The organism is Mesorhizobium sp. M1D.F.Ca.ET.043.01.1.1 (assembly GCF_003952385.1).
GTDB lineage: Bacteria > Pseudomonadota > Alphaproteobacteria > Rhizobiales > Rhizobiaceae > Mesorhizobium.
Map to the genome: position 1 here is coordinate 6,167,221 of NZ_CP034444.1, position 16,535 is coordinate 6,183,755.

At 64.0% G+C, this 16,535-nt stretch carries 16 protein-coding genes and 1 riboswitch; of the genes, 15 read left to right on the plus strand and 1 reads right to left on the minus strand.

Annotated elements, in window-relative coordinates:
• Positions 1-19: 19 nt before the first annotated feature.
• From EJ067_RS29510 to EJ067_RS29575, 14 genes are all read left to right on the plus strand, one after another.
• On the plus strand, positions 20-484 hold the full coding sequence (locus tag EJ067_RS29510; protein ID WP_126088659.1) for an EamA family transporter: 465 nt from the start codon (positions 20-22) through the stop codon (positions 482-484).
• Positions 481-1,488, plus strand: coding sequence for an NAD(P)-dependent oxidoreductase (locus EJ067_RS29515; protein WP_126088660.1), 1,008 nt, complete (start codon positions 481-483; stop codon positions 1,486-1,488). The genes EJ067_RS29510 and EJ067_RS29515 overlap by 4 nt, the downstream gene beginning before the upstream one ends.
• Positions 1,489-1,511: 23 nt before the next feature.
• Positions 1,512-2,984, plus strand: a complete 1,473-nt coding sequence (locus EJ067_RS29520) for an aspartate aminotransferase family protein (RefSeq protein ID WP_126088661.1) — start codon at positions 1,512-1,514, stop codon at positions 2,982-2,984.
• An 8-nt stretch (positions 2,985-2,992) separates the two neighbouring features.
• Entirely contained in the window at positions 2,993-4,228 is a 1,236-nt protein-coding gene (locus EJ067_RS29525) for a hypothetical protein (RefSeq protein ID WP_126088662.1), read from the plus strand.
• Entirely contained in the window at positions 4,225-4,980 is a 756-nt protein-coding gene (locus tag EJ067_RS29530) for an FkbM family methyltransferase (RefSeq protein WP_126088663.1), read from the plus strand. The genes EJ067_RS29525 and EJ067_RS29530 overlap by 4 nt, the downstream gene beginning before the upstream one ends.
• An 89-nt stretch (positions 4,981-5,069) precedes the next feature.
• Positions 5,070-5,186: riboswitch (TPP riboswitch) on the plus strand.
• A 105-nt stretch (positions 5,187-5,291) separates the two neighbouring features.
• Entirely contained in the window at positions 5,292-7,106 is a 1,815-nt protein-coding gene (gene thiC, locus EJ067_RS29535) for a phosphomethylpyrimidine synthase ThiC (protein ID WP_126088664.1), read from the plus strand.
• Complete coding sequence (gene thiO / locus EJ067_RS29540) at positions 7,103-8,146, plus strand: glycine oxidase ThiO (RefSeq protein WP_126088665.1); 1,044 nt, start codon at positions 7,103-7,105, stop codon at positions 8,144-8,146. The genes thiC and thiO overlap by 4 nt, the downstream gene beginning before the upstream one ends.
• Positions 8,073-8,270: a sulfur carrier protein ThiS gene (thiS, locus tag EJ067_RS29545; RefSeq protein ID WP_126088666.1), complete on the plus strand. Its 198-nt coding sequence runs from the start codon at positions 8,073-8,075 to the stop codon at positions 8,268-8,270. Before thiO ends, thiS begins: the two co-directional genes overlap by 74 nt.
• Before the next feature lie 2 nt (positions 8,271-8,272).
• Positions 8,273-9,046 (plus strand): thiazole synthase, encoded by a 774-nt coding sequence (locus EJ067_RS29550; RefSeq protein ID WP_126088667.1) that lies wholly within the window; start codon positions 8,273-8,275, stop codon positions 9,044-9,046.
• Positions 9,043-9,648, plus strand: a complete 606-nt coding sequence (locus tag EJ067_RS29555) for a thiamine phosphate synthase (RefSeq protein WP_126088668.1) — start codon at positions 9,043-9,045, stop codon at positions 9,646-9,648. The genes EJ067_RS29550 and EJ067_RS29555 overlap by 4 nt, the downstream gene beginning before the upstream one ends.
• Positions 9,639-10,397, plus strand: coding sequence for a hydroxymethylpyrimidine/phosphomethylpyrimidine kinase (locus EJ067_RS29560; protein ID WP_126088669.1), 759 nt, complete (start codon positions 9,639-9,641; stop codon positions 10,395-10,397). The genes EJ067_RS29555 and EJ067_RS29560 overlap by 10 nt, the downstream gene beginning before the upstream one ends.
• A 164-nt stretch (positions 10,398-10,561) precedes the next feature.
• Complete coding sequence (locus tag EJ067_RS29565; protein WP_126088670.1) at positions 10,562-13,123, plus strand: FAD-dependent oxidoreductase; 2,562 nt, start codon at positions 10,562-10,564, stop codon at positions 13,121-13,123.
• A 190-nt stretch (positions 13,124-13,313) separates the two neighbouring features.
• Positions 13,314-14,162, plus strand: a complete 849-nt coding sequence (locus EJ067_RS29570) for a DUF1194 domain-containing protein (protein ID WP_126088671.1) — start codon at positions 13,314-13,316, stop codon at positions 14,160-14,162.
• Between the two features lie 148 nt (positions 14,163-14,310).
• Complete coding sequence (locus EJ067_RS29575) at positions 14,311-14,652, plus strand: peptidase inhibitor family I36 protein (protein WP_126088672.1); 342 nt, start codon at positions 14,311-14,313, stop codon at positions 14,650-14,652.
• Positions 14,653-14,859: 207 nt separating this feature from the next.
• Here the strand turns inward: EJ067_RS29575 and EJ067_RS29580 are convergent, their stop codons facing one another.
• A complete protein-coding gene (locus EJ067_RS29580) occupies positions 14,860-15,798 on the minus strand; it encodes a GlxA family transcriptional regulator (protein ID WP_348639551.1) in 939 nt (312 codons plus the stop codon).
• Between the two features lie 223 nt (positions 15,799-16,021).
• Here EJ067_RS29580 and EJ067_RS34765 point away from each other — a divergent pair, with 223 nt between their 5' ends.
• The gene (locus tag EJ067_RS34765; RefSeq protein ID WP_189510168.1) at positions 16,022-16,459 is read left to right on the plus strand and encodes a hypothetical protein; all 438 of its coding nucleotides are present in this window, start codon (positions 16,022-16,024) and stop codon (positions 16,457-16,459) included.
• Positions 16,460-16,535 lie beyond the last annotated feature (76 nt).

Genomic DNA, 16,535 nt, shown 5'->3' on the forward strand with positions numbered 1-16,535 from the left:
CTGGGGCGGGGTGGCAACAATGAAATACATCGTCTTTATTCTCTTCACGGTCCTGACCAATGCCGCTGCGCAGCTCATGCTGAAGCAAGGCATGATGTCGATGGGACCGATCTCGTTCGAGGGCGTCAATCCGCTCTTGAAGCTGCTGCAGATCGTGTTCAGCCCATGGGTCTTCCTCGGCCTGTGCACCTTCGTCATCTCGATGGCCTCGCATCTCTATGTGCTGTCGAAGGTCGAGCTCAGCTTCGCCTATCCATTCCTCAGCCTCGCCTATGTCGCGGTCGCGGTCTTTGCCTATTTCGTCTTCCGCGAGGACCTCAATGGCTGGCGCATCGCCGGCATTGCCTGCATCTGCGTCGGTACCGTGCTGATCGCGCAAAGCGGCCGCGATCTGGGCGGCCGCGATCTGGGCGGCCGCGGGCAGGAGGACCAAACCGCTTCCATCACTTCCGACAAGATCGGCACAAGCGAGATCGTTCGATGAGACATGTGATTTTCGGAGGCGACGGTTTCGTCGGCCGTCACCTTGCCCCCAAGCTTGCCGATGTCGGCGAGAACGTCGTTGTCGCCGACATCGTCAAGAGCGACCTGCCGCACTATCGTTCGGTGCGCTTTATCACTTGCGACGTGACCGATCCGGCTTCGGTCGCTGCAGTCGGCCTCAGGGCCGACGACATGGTCTACAATCTGTCGGCCAAGATGCTGTCGCCGATCCAGGTGCGCGCCAGGCGGCACGACTTCTTCTTCCCGGTGAATTTCCACGGCACCGAGCACATCATCCAGGCGATGGACATGGCCGGCGCCTCGAAGCTGGTGCACTACACGACCGACATGATCTACGGCCATACGGTGGTGCTGCCGATGACCGAGGAGCACCCGGTGGCGCCGCTCGGCGAATATGGCCTGTCGAAGCTCAGGACCGAGGAGCTCGCCGCCGAATGGCGCAAGCGCGGCATGTCGATCTCGCTGTTCAGGCCGCGCCTGATCATCGGCCCCGGGCGCCTAGGCATCCTGGAAAAGCTCTTCAAGCTGATCGATTGGAACCTGCCGGTGCCGATGATCGGCTCCGGCCGGAACCCCTACCAGTTCATCTCGGTGTTCGACTGCGCCGAGGCGGCGCGCGCGGCCTGGAAGGCCGGCGTGCCGAACGAGGCCTATAATCTTGGCTCGCTCAATCCGCCGCCGGTGAGAAAGCTGCTCGGCGACCTGATCCGCCATGCCGGCTCGAGATCGATTCTGCTGCCGACGCCGGGCTGGGCGGTCAAGCGCACGCTGGACCTGCTCGACCAGTTGAACATGCCGATCATGGATCCGGAGCAATACCTGATCGCCGATGAGGACTGCGTGCTCGACGTGTCCAAGGCCGAGCGCCAGCTCGGCTGGGTGCCGCAATATCGCGACGAGGACATGCTGATCGCCGCCTACAGCGAATACCGCGCCAAGAAGGACGGCCACGCCGTCGCCACCGAACAGGTTCCTGCCGAATAAGGCGACGAAGGGAGATTTTCGAGATGACCGTCATGGCCAAGCCGGAACACAAGGGCACGCGCGCGCTGGTCGAGGCGCCGGCGCTGTCGCCCGCCACCATCGCCAAGCCCGACCTGATCAGCGTCGAGCAGGCCAAGGCGATGGACGTCGCCCGCATCACCGGCCTGTTCAAGGCGCATCTCAATCCGGGCCAGCTGCATTTCATGAAGCTGCTCGGCTTCCACAAGGTCAAGGTCGAGCGCGCCGAAGGCATGTTCTACATCGACCAGAACGGCCGCGAGATACTCGACTTCTTCGGCGGCTTCGGTTCGCTGGCCTTCGGCCACAACCATCCGCGCATCCTGGAAGCGCGCAAGAAATTCCAGGAGGAGAAGCGCCAGGAGATCGCCATCGCCTTCATGTCGCAATATGCGGCGGCGCTCGCGCACAACATCGCCAAGTGCTCGCCCGGCGATCTCGACATGGTGTTCCTCGGCTCGTCGGGTTCGGAAGCCATGGAAGCGGCGGTGAAGCTCGCCGAACGCGCCGCCGGCCCGAAGCGGCCGAAGATCGTCTATGCGGAGAACTCCTTCCACGGCAAGACCAAGGGCGTGCTGGCGATCACCGACGGCCAGCTCTACCGGGCCGACTTCAAGGTGGCCGACAATGTCGTGCGCGTTCCCTTTGCCGACATCGACGCGGTCGAGCGCCTGTTCAAGAGCGATCCCGAGATCGGCGTGATCGTGCTTGAAACCATCCAGGGCGGCGGCGGCATCATCCAGGCAGAGGCGCAATACTGGCAGAAGCTGCGCGCGCTCTGCGACCGGCATGGCGTGCTGTGGGTCGCCGACGAAGTGCAGTGCGGCTATGGCCGCTCCGGCCGTTTCTACGCCTTCGAGCACTATGGCGTGGTGCCGGATGTGACGGCGCTGGCGAAATCGCTCGGCGGCGGCAAGGCGGCGGTCGGCGCCATGATCGCCAGGCGCGACGTCCACATGAAGGCCTATGGCACGCCGAAGACGGCGATGATCCATGCCATGGCGACGTTCGGCGGCATGGGCGAGGCCTGCGTCACCGCGATCGAGGCACTGAACGTCCTCTATGACGAGGGCCTGATCGACAATGCGGCTTCGACTGGCGACTACCTCCTGCAGCGGCTGCAGGCGCTCAAGGCGAAATATCCGAAGATCATCAAGGATGTGCGCGGCAAGGGCTTCATGGTCGGGCTCGAGTTTCACGATTTCTCGCACACCTTGCCGATGGTGCTGCGTCCGGTGGTGAGCGTGCTCGACGACAAGCTGAAGGGCTCGCTCTCCGGCTTCGTCGGCTCGCTGCTCCTGCGCGACTGCGACGTGCTCGTCGCCTTCACCGAATACAACCGCAACGTTATCCGGCTCGAGCCGCCGCTGATCTGCCAGCGCGAGCATGTCGATCGTTTCGTCGATGCCTTCGACAGCCTGCTGTCGCGCGGCATCGTGGCGATCGTGAAGGATTTCGTGAAGAGCCAGGTCCGCTGAGGCCGGCGATGCTGACCAGGCCGCCCATTGCCCCGACCAATGCGCTCGACCGGCTGACCGGCGCCGGTCTTGCCTGGGGCGAGGGAACATACGCACGGTTCGCCGCGCCGATCGGCGCGGCTGCCTTCTCGCTCTACATCCTGCTCACCGCTGTGACGGCCTGGTTCATGCCAGATGCCAATTGGGACATGCTGGCTTACCTCGCGATTGCCGAAGAAGGCACCTATCCAGATCCGAAGGCGCTGCATGACTATGCCTACAGCACAGTGAAAGCCGGCGTGTCGGCGGGCGACTACAAGACGTTGTCCGATGATGGCGGCGGCTTCCGCAGCCACATGGCGGAAAATGCTGCCGACTTCCATTCGCTGCTCGGCATGTACCGGATCAAGTTCCTCTACGCCGGGATCCTGTCGAGTGTCAGCCATGTCGTCTCGCCGGTTGAAGCGATGCGGCTGGTGCAGGTGTTCTCGGCGTTGTTGTTCGGCGCGATCACGCTCGCCTGGCTGCGCTCGGCAGGCGCGCTGGCGCTGGCGCCGGTCGTCGGCGCGGTGCTGATCATGGCCGCTTTCGGCGACGCGGCACGGGCCTCGACGCCCGACCTCTTGTGCTCGGCGCTGTTTCTCGGCGGGCTATTTGCCTATGTGCGCAAACGCGAAGCGGCGACGGCGATCCTGCTTTTCCTCGCCTTCATGGCGCGGCCGGACAACATCGTCTTCCTCGCCATTTTCGCCGTGCTGCTGGTCGCGTTCCGCCAGAAGGCGTGGGGGGCGCTGGCGGGCTTTGCCGCCTCGTTCGTCGCCTATTTCGCCATCTCGCATTGGGCGCAGCATCCCGGCTGGTGGCCGCATCTGTGGTTCTCCAGCATCGAGCAGCACTACAATATGGACGGTTTCGAGCCGCCGTTCTCGGTGGCGGCCTATCTCAAGGCTTTCGCCGCCTCGGTGGTGCGCGCCATCGACGTCAACAACTGGGTCGGCGTTTCCGTGCTGGCTTTAGCCGGATGGTATGGGCTCGACCGCGCCGGGTTCCGGCTCGACCGCCGCGCCGGTATCCTGCTTGCGGCATTGGTGCTCGGCGTGCTTGCCAAGTTCACCGTCTTTCCGATCCACGATACCCGCATCTATTTCCCTAACCTTCTGCCGCCCTTCCTGCTGCTGGCAGCGCCGCTGATGGCGCTCTGGGCATCGGCGAGCCCGGGCGGGCAGCGCGAGGCGCAGCATCTCGTTCCCGGAGGCAAGTCATGAGCCCGGTTTCCAGCTTCGCGCGCGTTCTGTTGTCGCTCGGCTTGCCTGCCAGCCTGCTCGATCGCGGGCCCGCGCTGCGCGGCACCAAGTTCCTCGCCAAGGCGGCGCTCAAGGCGCGCTTCGGCGGTGGACGGCCGTTCCAGATGGTCAATGTCGGCGCCTGCGACGGCGCGCTGTTCGACGACGTGACGCCCTGGCTGCACCGCATCAGGGGTGCTCGGGCGATGCTGGTCGAGCCGATCCCGTACAACCAGAAGCGGCTGCGCGCCAATTATCCGGACAAAAGCCGCTTCGTCATCGAGCCGGTGGCTGTGACCAGGACAAAGGGCACGATAACGGTCCACACCTTTGATGCCGCCGCGCTCGAGGCCGGCACGCTGCCGATCGAGTTCATCGGCTGCTCGTCGGTGACCGACACCAATCTGATGTCGGGCAAGAATGCCTGGGGCGAGGCCGACGCCAACTTCAACAAGTTCGCGCCGCATCTGAAGGACATCGAGGTGCCGTCGGAGACGCTGCAGACGCTGCTCGACCGCAACGGCATCGGCTATATCGACGCTTTCCTGGTCGATTGCGAGGGCGCCGACTGGATGGTGTTCGACCAACTCGAGCTCCAGCGCTACCGGCCCGGCATGATCAAGATCGAGGTCGGCGCGCTGCCGGCCGCCGAGATCGGCCAGGTCGTGGTCAAGCTGAAGACCGCCGGCTATCAGGTCGGCTTCCAGGCCGAGGACATCTGGGCCTTCGCCTGACTTTCGCCGTCGGCTTACGCTCCACCGCCATTGTCGGCCCGGCCGGCCTTGATGCGCTTGACAAGACGGCGCCGGCCCGTTCAACTTGAGCCATTCACCAGGGGAGTCCCGGCAAGGGGCTGAGATACTGCTGGCTTTCGCGGCGCAGTGACCCGTTGAACCTGATCCAGTTCATACTGGCGTAGGGACGGTGCAAGCGCTTTGCGGGGCTCCATGCCCGAAGACCTGTTTCGCGCAGGTGGACCAAGGCGGCTTTTCATCCTTCCGGCACAGAACTGGGTCTCCAATGCAGATGAGCAAAGGAGCCTCAAATGAATGCCTTGACCCCCACCGTTTCGACGGGACCGCTGCCTGCGTCGCGGAAGATCCACAAGAGCGGCATCCTCCATCCGCAGGTCAGGGTTCCGATGCGCGAGATCGCCGTCCACCCCACCGCCGGCGAGCCGCCGGTGACGGTCTACGATCCGTCGGGCCCCTATACCGACCCGGCGATCGAAACGGACATCGAAAAAGGACTTGCCCGGCTTCGCCAGGACTGGATCGCGGCGCGCGGCGATGTCGAAGCCTATGACGGCCGCCACGTCCGGCCGGAGGACAACGGATTTGCGACGGGCGAACGGCTGACGCCGGAATTTCCTGTCCGCAATCGTCCGCTGCGGGGGAAGGCCGGCAAGGCGGTGACGCAGCTTGCCTATGCACGCGCAGGCATCATCACGCCCGAGATGGAGTTCGTGGCCATACGCGAGAACCTTGGCCGCGAGATGCTGCGGGGCAGGCTGCAACAGGATGGGGAAGCGTTCGGCGCGTCGATACCGGATTTCGTCACGCCGGAATTCGTGCGCGACGAGGTGGCGCGCGGCCGCGCCATCATCCCCGCCAACATCAACCATCCCGAGAGCGAGCCAATGATCATCGGCCGCAACTTCCTGGTGAAGATCAACGCCAACATCGGCAACTCCGCCGTCACCTCCTCGATGGCCGAGGAGGTCGAAAAAATGGTCTGGGCGATCCGCTGGGGCGCCGACACGGTGATGGACCTGTCGACCGGCCGCAACATCCACAACATCCGCGAATGGATCGTGCGCAACGCGCCGGTGCCGATCGGCACGGTGCCGCTCTACCAGGCGCTGGAGAAGGTCGGCGGCATTGCCGAGGACCTGAGCTGGGAGGTCTATCGCGACACGCTGATCGAGCAGGCGGAGCAGGGCGTCGACTATTTCACCATCCACGCCGGCGTGCGGCTGCACTACATCCCACTGACCGTCGACCGGGTCACGGGCATCGTCTCGCGCGGCGGGTCGATCATGGCCAAATGGTGCCTGCACCATCACCGCGAAAGCTTCCTTTACGAGCACTTCGAAGAAATCTGCGACATCGCCAGGGCCTATGACGTCTCCTTCTCGCTCGGCGATGGCCTTCGCCCCGGGTCGATCGCCGACGCGAACGACAAAGCGCAGTTCGCCGAACTGGAGACGCTTGGCGAACTGACCAAGATTGCCTGGGCAAGGGACTGCCAGGTGATGATCGAAGGGCCCGGCCATGTTCCCATGCACAAGATCAAGCAGAACATGGACAAGCAGCTTGCCGTCTGCGGCGAGGCGCCGTTCTACACCCTCGGACCATTGACCACGGACATAGCGCCCGGCTACGACCACATCACATCCGGCATCGGCGCCGCCATGATCGGCTGGTTCGGCACGGCAATGCTCTGTTACGTGACGCCGAAGGAACATCTCGGCCTGCCGGACCGCAACGACGTCAAGACCGGCGTCATCACCTACAGAATAGCCGCGCATGCGGCAGACCTTGCCAAGGGGCATCCGGCTGCGAAGGTCCGCGACGACGCGCTTTCCCGCGCGCGCTTCGAGTTCCGCTGGGAAGACCAGTTCAACCTGTCGCTCGATCCCGAAACGGCGCGCTCGTTCCACGACGAAACCTTGCCCAAGGAAGCACACAAGGTGGCGCATTTCTGCTCCATGTGCGGGCCGAAATTCTGCTCCATGCGCATCTCCCACGACATCCGCGCGGAAGCGCAGAAGGAGGGAATGGCGGCGATGGCGGAGAAATACCGCGCCGGCGGCGATCTCTACATGCCGGTCGACGCCAACTCGGCCGAGCCGTCATGAAGGTGCTGGTCAAAGGGGCCGGCGTCGCCGGCCTCACCGTGGCCTATGAGCTCGTCCGCCGCGGCGCGGCGGTCACCGTCGCCGAGGTCCGGCCTCGCCTGGGCGGCAATGCGTCGTGGGCCGCAGGCGGCATGCTGGCGCCATGGTGCGAGCGCGAGAGCGCGGAGCAGCCGGTGCTGGATCTCGGACGCGGCGCCGCCGACTGGTGGGATGCTGTTTTGCCCGGCCAGGCGACACGTGCGGGAACGCTCGTCGTGGCTGCGCCGCGCGATGCAGGCGAGGTCGACCGCTTCGCCAACCGCACTTCGGGCCATCGCTGGCTTGGCGAGGACGACATCGCTGGGCTGGAGCCGGACCTTGCCGGTCGTTTCAGGCGCGGGCTGTTCTTCCCCGGCGAAGCGCATCTCGACCCGCGACGGGCCATGGCCGCGCTTCATGACAAGCTTGTCGCGATGGGCGTCGACTTCCGTTTCGCAACCGACGGCCAAGGCCTTGCGGGCTTCAACCACCAGGTCGACTGCCGGGGGATCGCGGCGGGTGATGCGGCCCTGCGCGGCGTTCGCGGCGAGATGCTGATCCTGCGTACGCCGGATGTCTCGCTGTCTCGCCCCGTCCGGCTGCTGCATCCGCGCTTTCCGCTCTACATCGTGCCGCGCGCCGATCATCATTTCATGGCCGGCGCGACGATGGTCGAAAGCGATGAGGCCGGCCCGGTCACTGTCCGTTCCATGATGGAACTGGCGGGCGCCGCCTTTGCGGTCCATCCGGCCTTCGGCGAGGCGGCGATTGTCGAGATGAGCGCTGGTGTCCGTCCAGCCTTTGCCGACAATTTGCCATGCGTCGAAACGCTCGGCAACGGCGTCGCCATCAACGGGCTTTATCGCCATGGCTTCCTGCTTGCCCCCGCCATGGCGCGGCAGGCGGCCGACATCCTGTTCAATCCCGACAAACGCGTGGAGCTTGCGCATGAAACTGATCGTCAACGGAGAAGCGCTCGACAGTGCCGCCGCGACGCTGGCGGCGCTGCTTGCCGAGCTTGACTATGAAGGCGATTGGCTGGCGACGGCCGTCAACAGCGACGTCGTGCACAAAGCCAACCGGGCCGAATTTCGATTGAACGACGGCGACCGGATCGAAGTCCTTTCGCCCATGCAGGGAGGCTAGCCATGTTCGACCTTCTCGGAGCGGCGCTGCCTTCGCGCCTGCTGCTCGGCACCGCCCAGTATCCTTCGCCGGCCATCCTGGCCGATGCGGTCAAGGCGTCGGGCGCCTCGGTGGTGACGGTTTCGCTGCGCCGTGAAATGGCTGGCGGCAGGGGCGGCGAGAAATTCTGGTCCCTCGTCAACTCGCTCGGCGTGAGGATCCTGCCCAACACCGCCGGCTGTCACTCCGTGAAGGAAGCCGTCACGACCGCCAAGATGGCGCGCGAAGTCTTCGGCACGTCCTGGATCAAGCTGGAGGTGATCGGCAACCATGACACGCTCCAGCCGGACGTGTTCGGCCTGGTCGAAGCCGCCCGCATCCTGTGCGAGGACGGTTTCACGGTGTTCCCGTATACCACCGACGATCTCGTCGTCGCCGAGCGGCTGCTCGGCGCAGGCTGCAAGGTCCTGATGCCGTGGTGCGCGCCCATCGGTTCGGCGCTGGGGCCGGTCAACATCCCGGCGCTGCGATCGATGCGCGCACATTTCCCCGACGTGGCGTTGATCGTCGATGCGGGGCTCGGGCGTCCGTCGCACGCGGCAACCGTCATGGAACTCGGCTTCGACGCCGTGCTCCTGAACACAGCGGTCGCCAAGGCGGCCGACCCGGTCGGCATGGCACGGGCCTTCAGCAAGGCGGTCGACGCCGGCCGCGAAGCCTTCGGCTCGGGATTGCTCGAGCCGCGCGATGTCGCCGTGCCGTCGACCCCGACAATCGGCAAGGCGGTTTTTTCATGAAGCTCGATCCGTTCTACCTGATCGTCGACAGCGCTCAATGGATCGAGCGGCTGGTGCCGCTCGGCGTCAGATTGGTGCAGCTCCGCATCAAGGACATGGAGGAGGAGAGGCTGCGCGCTGAAATCCGCAAGGCGAAAGCCTTGTGCGCCCGGCACCATTGCCAGCTCATCATCAACGATCATTGGCGGCTGGCGATCGAGGAGGGCTGCGGCTTTGTCCATCTCGGCCAGGAGGACCTGCAAACGGCCGACCTTCCGGCGATACAGGCGGCCGGCATCAGGCTCGGACTGAGCACGCATGATGATGCCGAGCTCGAAACGGCCCTTGCGGCGAGGCCCCACTACGTCGCGCTCGGCCCGATCTACCCCACGATCCTGAAGAAGATGAAATGGGCGCCGCAGGGACTGGAGCGGATCCGTGCGTGGAAGGGACAGGTCGCGCCTCTCCCGCTGGTTGCTATCGGCGGCCTCAACCCCGAGCGGCTCGACGGCGTTTTCGGGGCCGGCGCCGACAGCGCGGCGGTGGTCACGGACATAACGCTGAATTCCGATCCCGAAGCGCGCACCAGGGAATGGATCGAAAAGACGGATCGATGGCGCTGAACCGGGACCCGCACGTGCTTGTCGTTGGCGGATCGGATTCCAGCGGCGGCGCCGGGATTGCCCGCGATATCGAGACGATCTCCTCGATCGGCCTGCGGAGCTGTCTCGCCGTCACCGCGGTGACGGTGCAGACGCATGGCGCCGTAAAGGACATCCTTCATCTGCAACCCGGCCTGGTCGCCGATCAGATGCGGGCAGCGTTGCAGGCCAACGAGGTGGCGGCCATCAAGATCGGCATGCTCGCAACGGCGCCGACCATCGCCGCCGTTGCCGCCGTGCTGAGCGAAAATCCGCGGTTGCCGGCAATCCTCGATCCGGTGCTGGCTTCCTCTTCAGGCAGGCCGCTGGTGGAACCGGATGCCGTCGACGTCATGAAACGTGATCTCATGCCGCTTTGCCGCCTGGTCACGCCGAACCTCATTGAGCTGGCGGTGCTGACGGGTTCGCAATTGGCCGTGAACGACGAAGACATCTTGCGGCAGGGAAGGCGATTGCTTGCGGCCGGGCCGCGGGCGCTGCTGCTCAAGGGCGGCCATGGGGCGGGGGCAAGCTCAACGGACATCCTGTTGAGCTCCGGCCGGGAACCCATCCGCTTCGACATGCCCAGGCTTGCCGCATCGATGCGCGGGACGGGCTGCATGCTGGCCAGCGCGATTGCCGCGCATCTCGCCCGGGCGAATCCGCTCGAGGACAGTGTGCGCGGAGCCAAGCAGCGAGTCTTCGAGAAGCTCATGCAGGCTTCCGCCTAGATTAACTCCGGCGCACAAAGGAATTTCTGATTGGTGGCACCTGGGAAAGCGCGTTCGTTCGTCAGGGTCGCTCGGCTCTTTCGCAATGTCGCAAACAGGCTTCAATCTCCCTACCGCTCCGCCCTATAGTCCCGCCCGCTTTTATCCCTTTGGAGTCGCGGGCAATGGCAGAGTTTCCGAAAAAGGCGAAGGTCGTCATCGTCGGTCTTGGCGGTATCGTCGGCGCGTCGGTCGCCCATCATCTGATCGAGCGCGGCTGGGACGATATCGTCGGCATCGACAAGTCGGGCATCCCGACCGATATCGGCTCGACGGCGCATGCTTCCGATTTCTGCTACACGACCAGCCACGATTTCCTCTCCTGCTGGACGACGCTCTATTCGATCGATTTCTACGAGAAGATGGGCCATTACGCGCGCATCGGCGGCCTCGAAGTGGCGCGTGTCGGCGATGACGGCCGCATGGACGAGATCAAGCGGAAGATCGCTTCGGCCAAAGCCTTCGGCACCCGTGCCCGCCTGATCGAGCCGGCCGAGATCAAGGAAAAGTTCCCGCTGATCGAGGAGCATATGGTCCAGGGCGGACTGTGGGATCCCGATGCCGGCCTCGTCATCCCGCGCTCGCAGACGGTTGCCGGCAAGCTGGTCGACCAGGGCGTTGCTTCCGGCAAGCTCCAGGCCTTCGCCAACACGTCGGCCAAGGAATTGATCGTCGAGAATGGCCGCATCAAGGGCGTGGTGACCGAGCGCGGCACGATCGAGGCCGACTATGTCGTCGTCTGCACCGGCATCTGGGGCCGTTTGACCGCGGCACTGGTCGGCGAGGACCTGCCGGTCATGCCGATCGACCATCCGCTGACCTTCTTCGGCCCCTACAACGAGTTCGCCGGCACCGGCAAGGAGATCGGCTGGCCGCTGCTGCGCGACCAGGGCAACTCGGCCTATATGCGCGACACCGGCGATCCCAAGACCGCCGAGGGCGGGCAGATCGAGTGGGGTTACTACGAGGAGAACAATCCGCGTCTCTGCCACCCGCGCGACCTGCTGGAAAAGGACCAGGCGCGGCTTTCGCCGTCGCAGCGCGACCTCGACATGGAGCAGATCATGGCGCCGCTCGAGCGCGCCATGGAACTGACGCCGATCCTCGGCGAGCTCGGCTACAATGAAGGTCACTCCTTCAACGGCCTGCTGCAGGTCACCACCGACGGCGGCCCGTCCATGGGAGAGAGCCAGAAGGTGAGGGGGCTGTGGTACGCCGTCGCCATCTGGGTCAAGGACGGTCCCGGCATGGGCAAGCTGATCGCCGACTGGATGACCGACGGCCGCACGTCGATCGATCACCACGCCATCGACTATTCGCGCTTCTATCCTCATCAGACGAAGGAACAGTTCATCTGGGATCGCTGCACCGAGACGGCGATGAAGGTCTACAATCCGGCGGTGCATCCGCGCGAGCCCTTCTCCAAGGGCCGCAACATCCGGCGCTCGCCGTTCTGGGAGCGCGAGAAGGAGCTCGGCGGCTATTTCATGGAACTCGGCGGCTGGGAGCGCGCCCACGGCTATGCCACCAATGAGCATCTCCTGGAAAAATACGGCAACCGCGTGCCGGTGCGCGAGAACGAGTGGGACAATCGCCATTTCTGGCGCGTCTCCAATGCCGAGCATCTGGCGATGAGCGAGGATTGCGGCATCGTCAACCTCTCGCATTTCTCGATGTATGACGTCGAAGGCCCGGACCATGTCGCGCTGCTGGAGTGGCTGTGCGCGGCCAAGATCGGCGGCGACAACAATATCGGCAAGGGCATCTACACCCACTTCCTCGACGAGGAAGGCATGGTGCGCGCCGACTTCACGGTGATCCGCATGGCCGATCGCTGCCGGGTGATCGACGGCGCCGACGCCGGACCGCGAGACTTCCGCTACATGCAGCGTACCGCGCAGGACAAAGGTTTCGACGTCACCGTCACCGACGTGACCGAGAAATACGTCACCATCGGCATCTGGGGGCCGAACGCGCGGGCGACCCTGCAGAAGGTTGTCGAGAACCCCGAGGGCTTGACGCCGGAGAATTTTCCGTTCGCGGCGATCAAGCCTATTCGGATCGGCGGCAAGGATGTGACGGCTTTCCGGATTTCCTATGTCGGCGAGCAGGGATGGGAACTGCATATGCGCTACGAGGACGGGCTCGCCGTCTGGGACGCGCTGCGCTCGACCGGCGTCATGCCGTTCGGCGTCGAGACCTATGCCAACACGCGCCGGATGGAGAAGAGCCTTCGGCTGCAGAACGCCGATCTCTTGACCGAGTACAACCTGCTCGAGGCCGACCTTGCCCGCCCGAAGGTCAAGGAGAACGATTTTTGCGGCAAGGCCAAGCATCTGGAATATCGCGCCCGCGAGCACCAGCCGGCGATGCTCTGCACGCTGGTGATGACCGGGAACACAGATTCCAAGGGGGTCGCGCGCTATCCGGTCGGCACCATGCCGGTGCAGGATCCCGCGACCGGCGAGACGCTGGTCGACGACCTCGGCCGCCGCTCCTTCACCACTTCGGTCGCCTACGGCCCGACCATCGGCCGGAACATCGCGCTCGCTTATCTGCCCTGGACCCACTGCCAGGAGGGCCGCAAGCTGCAGGTGGAGTATTTTGGCGAGACCTATCCGGTCGAAGTCGCCGGCGTTGGCTACAAGCCGCTCTACGATCCGGAGAATCTCAAGCCGCGCAGCTAATGCATGTCGCCCAAAAATGCGCAGCGGTTTTGGGACAACGACATGCACCAACACAAAGACTTAAAGCGCGTCGCCTGAATCCGTTTCAGGGCGACGCGCCTTAGGCGCGCGTTTGTCCGGATCGGCAAAGGCCCGGTCGACGCCGGGCCTTTTGCTTTGTTCATGCCGGATTATCGCTTACCGTTGCGTCATGTCCGCTTCCGGTCGAACAGGGCATTGGCTTTCGGGCGCCGCTGCGCTGGCGCTGCTCCTCGGCCTGACCGCGCGTTCCACTGCGATAGAGCCGGTCGATGTCGAGCTGGTGCTGGCGGTCGATGTTTCGCTCTCCATGTCGCCGACCGAACTCGAGATCCAGCGCCATGGCTATGCGGCGGCACTGACGCATGACAATGTGCTCAAGGCCATCGCCGACGGCGTCTATGGCAAGATTGCGGTTGCCTATGTCGAGTGGGCCGGCACCAGATGGCAGCGGGTCGTCGTGCCGTGGACGGTGATCGCCAATCGCGCCGATGCTGAACGGGTCGTCGCGCAGATGAACGCGCGTCCGCCGGACAGCGCGCGACGCACCTCCATCTCCGGCGCGCTTGCCTTCGGCAGCGACCTTTTCGCCGAAAGCGGCTTTCAGGGCACCAAGCGCGTCATCGATGTTTCGGGCGACGGACCCAACAACCAAGGCGCGCCGGTCGATATCACGCGCGACGAGGTGGTGAGGCAGGGCATCACCATCAACGGGCTGCCGCTGATGACGCGCGGCGGGTTCAGCGGCGCCTTCGATGTCGACAATCTCGACCGCTACTACAGCGACTGCGTCATCGGCGGGCCGGGCGCCTTCATGATCCCGGTCAACGACTGGACGCAATTCCCGGAAGCGATCCGTCGCAAGCTGGTGCTCGAGCTTGCCGGTCCGGCCTCGCCGCAATGGGCGGCGGAAGAGGCGGCCCATCCGCCGGTCGTGCTGGCCGACGACAAGCCGGCGGCCGATTGCCTGGCCGGTGAGAAGATGTGGCGCAACCGCGGCTGGATGCTGGACAGCCGGTAAAAGCAATCCCAGGAAAAAATACTCGGTACTTTCCGTTGGAAACTGCCGCCGAGGGTTGCCGGACGCAGGGTTGCTTCCGTGCGCAGCACGATGGCAATGTGCCGTGGGGTCGGCGCAACTGGTCGAAGCGACCAAGGAGGAAGTCACAATGAAGCGTTTGGTCATCCTGGCGGCCCTTGCCTCGACAATATTTATCGGCAGCGCCAGCGCCCAGTTCTACGGCGAGGCGGCCTGTGTGCTGTTCGAGAATGCAAACTTCCGCGGACGCTCGCTTGAAATGGGGCCCGACGACTCCGTCAATTTCCGGGGCGGGTTCTGGAACGACCGCGTTTCCTCGGTGCTCGTGCGCCCGGGCTGTACGCTCGTTGCCTATGAAAATTCAGGAAGGCGCGGCCGCTCGATCGAACTCAACCGCAGGGTCCGCAATTTCGGAGACTCCGCCTGGAACGACCGCATCTCGTCCGCGGAATGCTATTGCGACCGATATTGAAGCCGGTCGAAACCCGGCGAGCGGTCGCAACCGGTCGAGCATGCGCGGCTCGCCAGGGGCGTCCCGCGCGCTGGATCAGACCATCGTCCATGACCGGTCCTGTTTCATTGACAAGCCTTTTGGGCTCTGTGATGCGCTGGACGCAAAAAACGAAGGAAAGAAGTTCTGATCCGGTTTCCCAGCCAGTGAGTCCAATAGACCAACCGCTTATGCCGCCAGCAACTGCTTGCGGTCGACGCGTTCCTGCTGCGGCGAGCGGGCATAGAGCTCGCGATAGCATTTGGAGAAGTGCGAGGCCGAGACGAAACCGCAGGCCACCGCCACCTCGACCACCGGCATCGACGACTGGATGAGCAGGTGCCTGGCGCGGTCGAGCCGGATCTCCAGATAGTAGCGGGCGGGGGAGCGGCCCATCTCGGTGCGGAACAGGCGCTCGATCTGCCGGCGCGACAGATCGACATGGTCGGCGATCTCGATCAGCGACAGCGGTTCGGAAAGGTTCGCCTCCATCAATTCGATGATGGTCAGCACCTTGGAATTCTGCACGCCCAGGCGGGCGCGCAACGGCAAGCGCTGGCGATCGGTCGGGCTGCGCACGCGGTCGGTCAGCACCTGCTCGCAGACGCGGTTGACGAGGCTCTCGTCGAAATCGTCGCCGATCAGCTTCAGCATCATATCGAGCGCCGCGGTGCCGCCGGCGCAGGTGTAGACGTTCTGATCGATCTCAAAGAGGTCGGCAAAGACATTGGCCTTCGGGAAGGCCTCCGAAAAGCCGGGAAGGTTCTCCCAATGGATGGCGCAGCGCTTGTTGGACAACAGACCTGCGGCGGCGAGGATGTGGGCGCCGGTGCACAGGCCGCCCACGGCGACGCCGCGGTTGTATTCCTCGCGCAGCCAGGCGAAAGCGGACTTGTTGTGGTAGCGCTCGACATTGATGCCGCTGCAGACGATCGCCATGTTCGGCCTGTCAGCTCCGGCCATCTTCCTGCGCTCTTCCTCGAGCGAGGTGTTGACGGCGCATTCGACACCGTTCGAGGCGCGCACCGGCTTGCCGTCGATGCTGGCCAGCCGCCAGCTATAGGCCTCGTGGCCGAGCATCCGGTTGGCCGAACGCAACGGGTCGAGCGCCGTCGCAAAGGCGATCATGGTGAAATCGGGGATGAGGAAGAATACAAACGATCTCTTGATCGGATGCTTTACTGCATTCACGGGGAAACCTCACGCAGCCATGACGCGAACAGAATGTCGCGAACAGCATAGCGTCATCAGGAAATACCATTCTTGTCAATCGGGTAGGTGTTTAAGTGAAGATTAAATTTGCGACACGGGTCGCAAATGGGCAATTGGTCCGAGGCTGGACCCTCCACCTATGCAACGAAAGCCCGATGAAAATGAAAACGCCGCCGCGGCAAGGCCGGGCGGCGTCGAATTCCATTCTGTGCGACGGCAATCAGTTGCCGTTCGAAAAACCGGTGTCTCAGGCTACGAAGCCGAGGCGAGCGGCAGCCATGGCGCCGGTCTGGCCGGGCATGGTCTTGGCGAGACGCTGACGCTCGAGAGCGGTCGTCAGGTTCATTTCGCGGCGGGTGAACAGGCGGGCAAAGAGCTTCATCATCATCTCCATTTGGTTGCTCAGACGGGTCGCCTTCGCTTAATGGAGTGGGGCAGCTCGTTGGCTGGCAGTGATATAGGCTTGCTTTGGCGAAAACTAAATCGCAAAAGCGAAGCGCTTGATATGAAAAGCGACATCAATTGCGACATCTTTGGGCAGGATGCCCGAAATTTGCGATTATTTACAATGAATTAAATAGGGAACTGTGTCGCTATGCGAGTGCTTCATATGCGTCATGCAGCGGCCGCATGGCTCGAAAACTCGTTTGAGT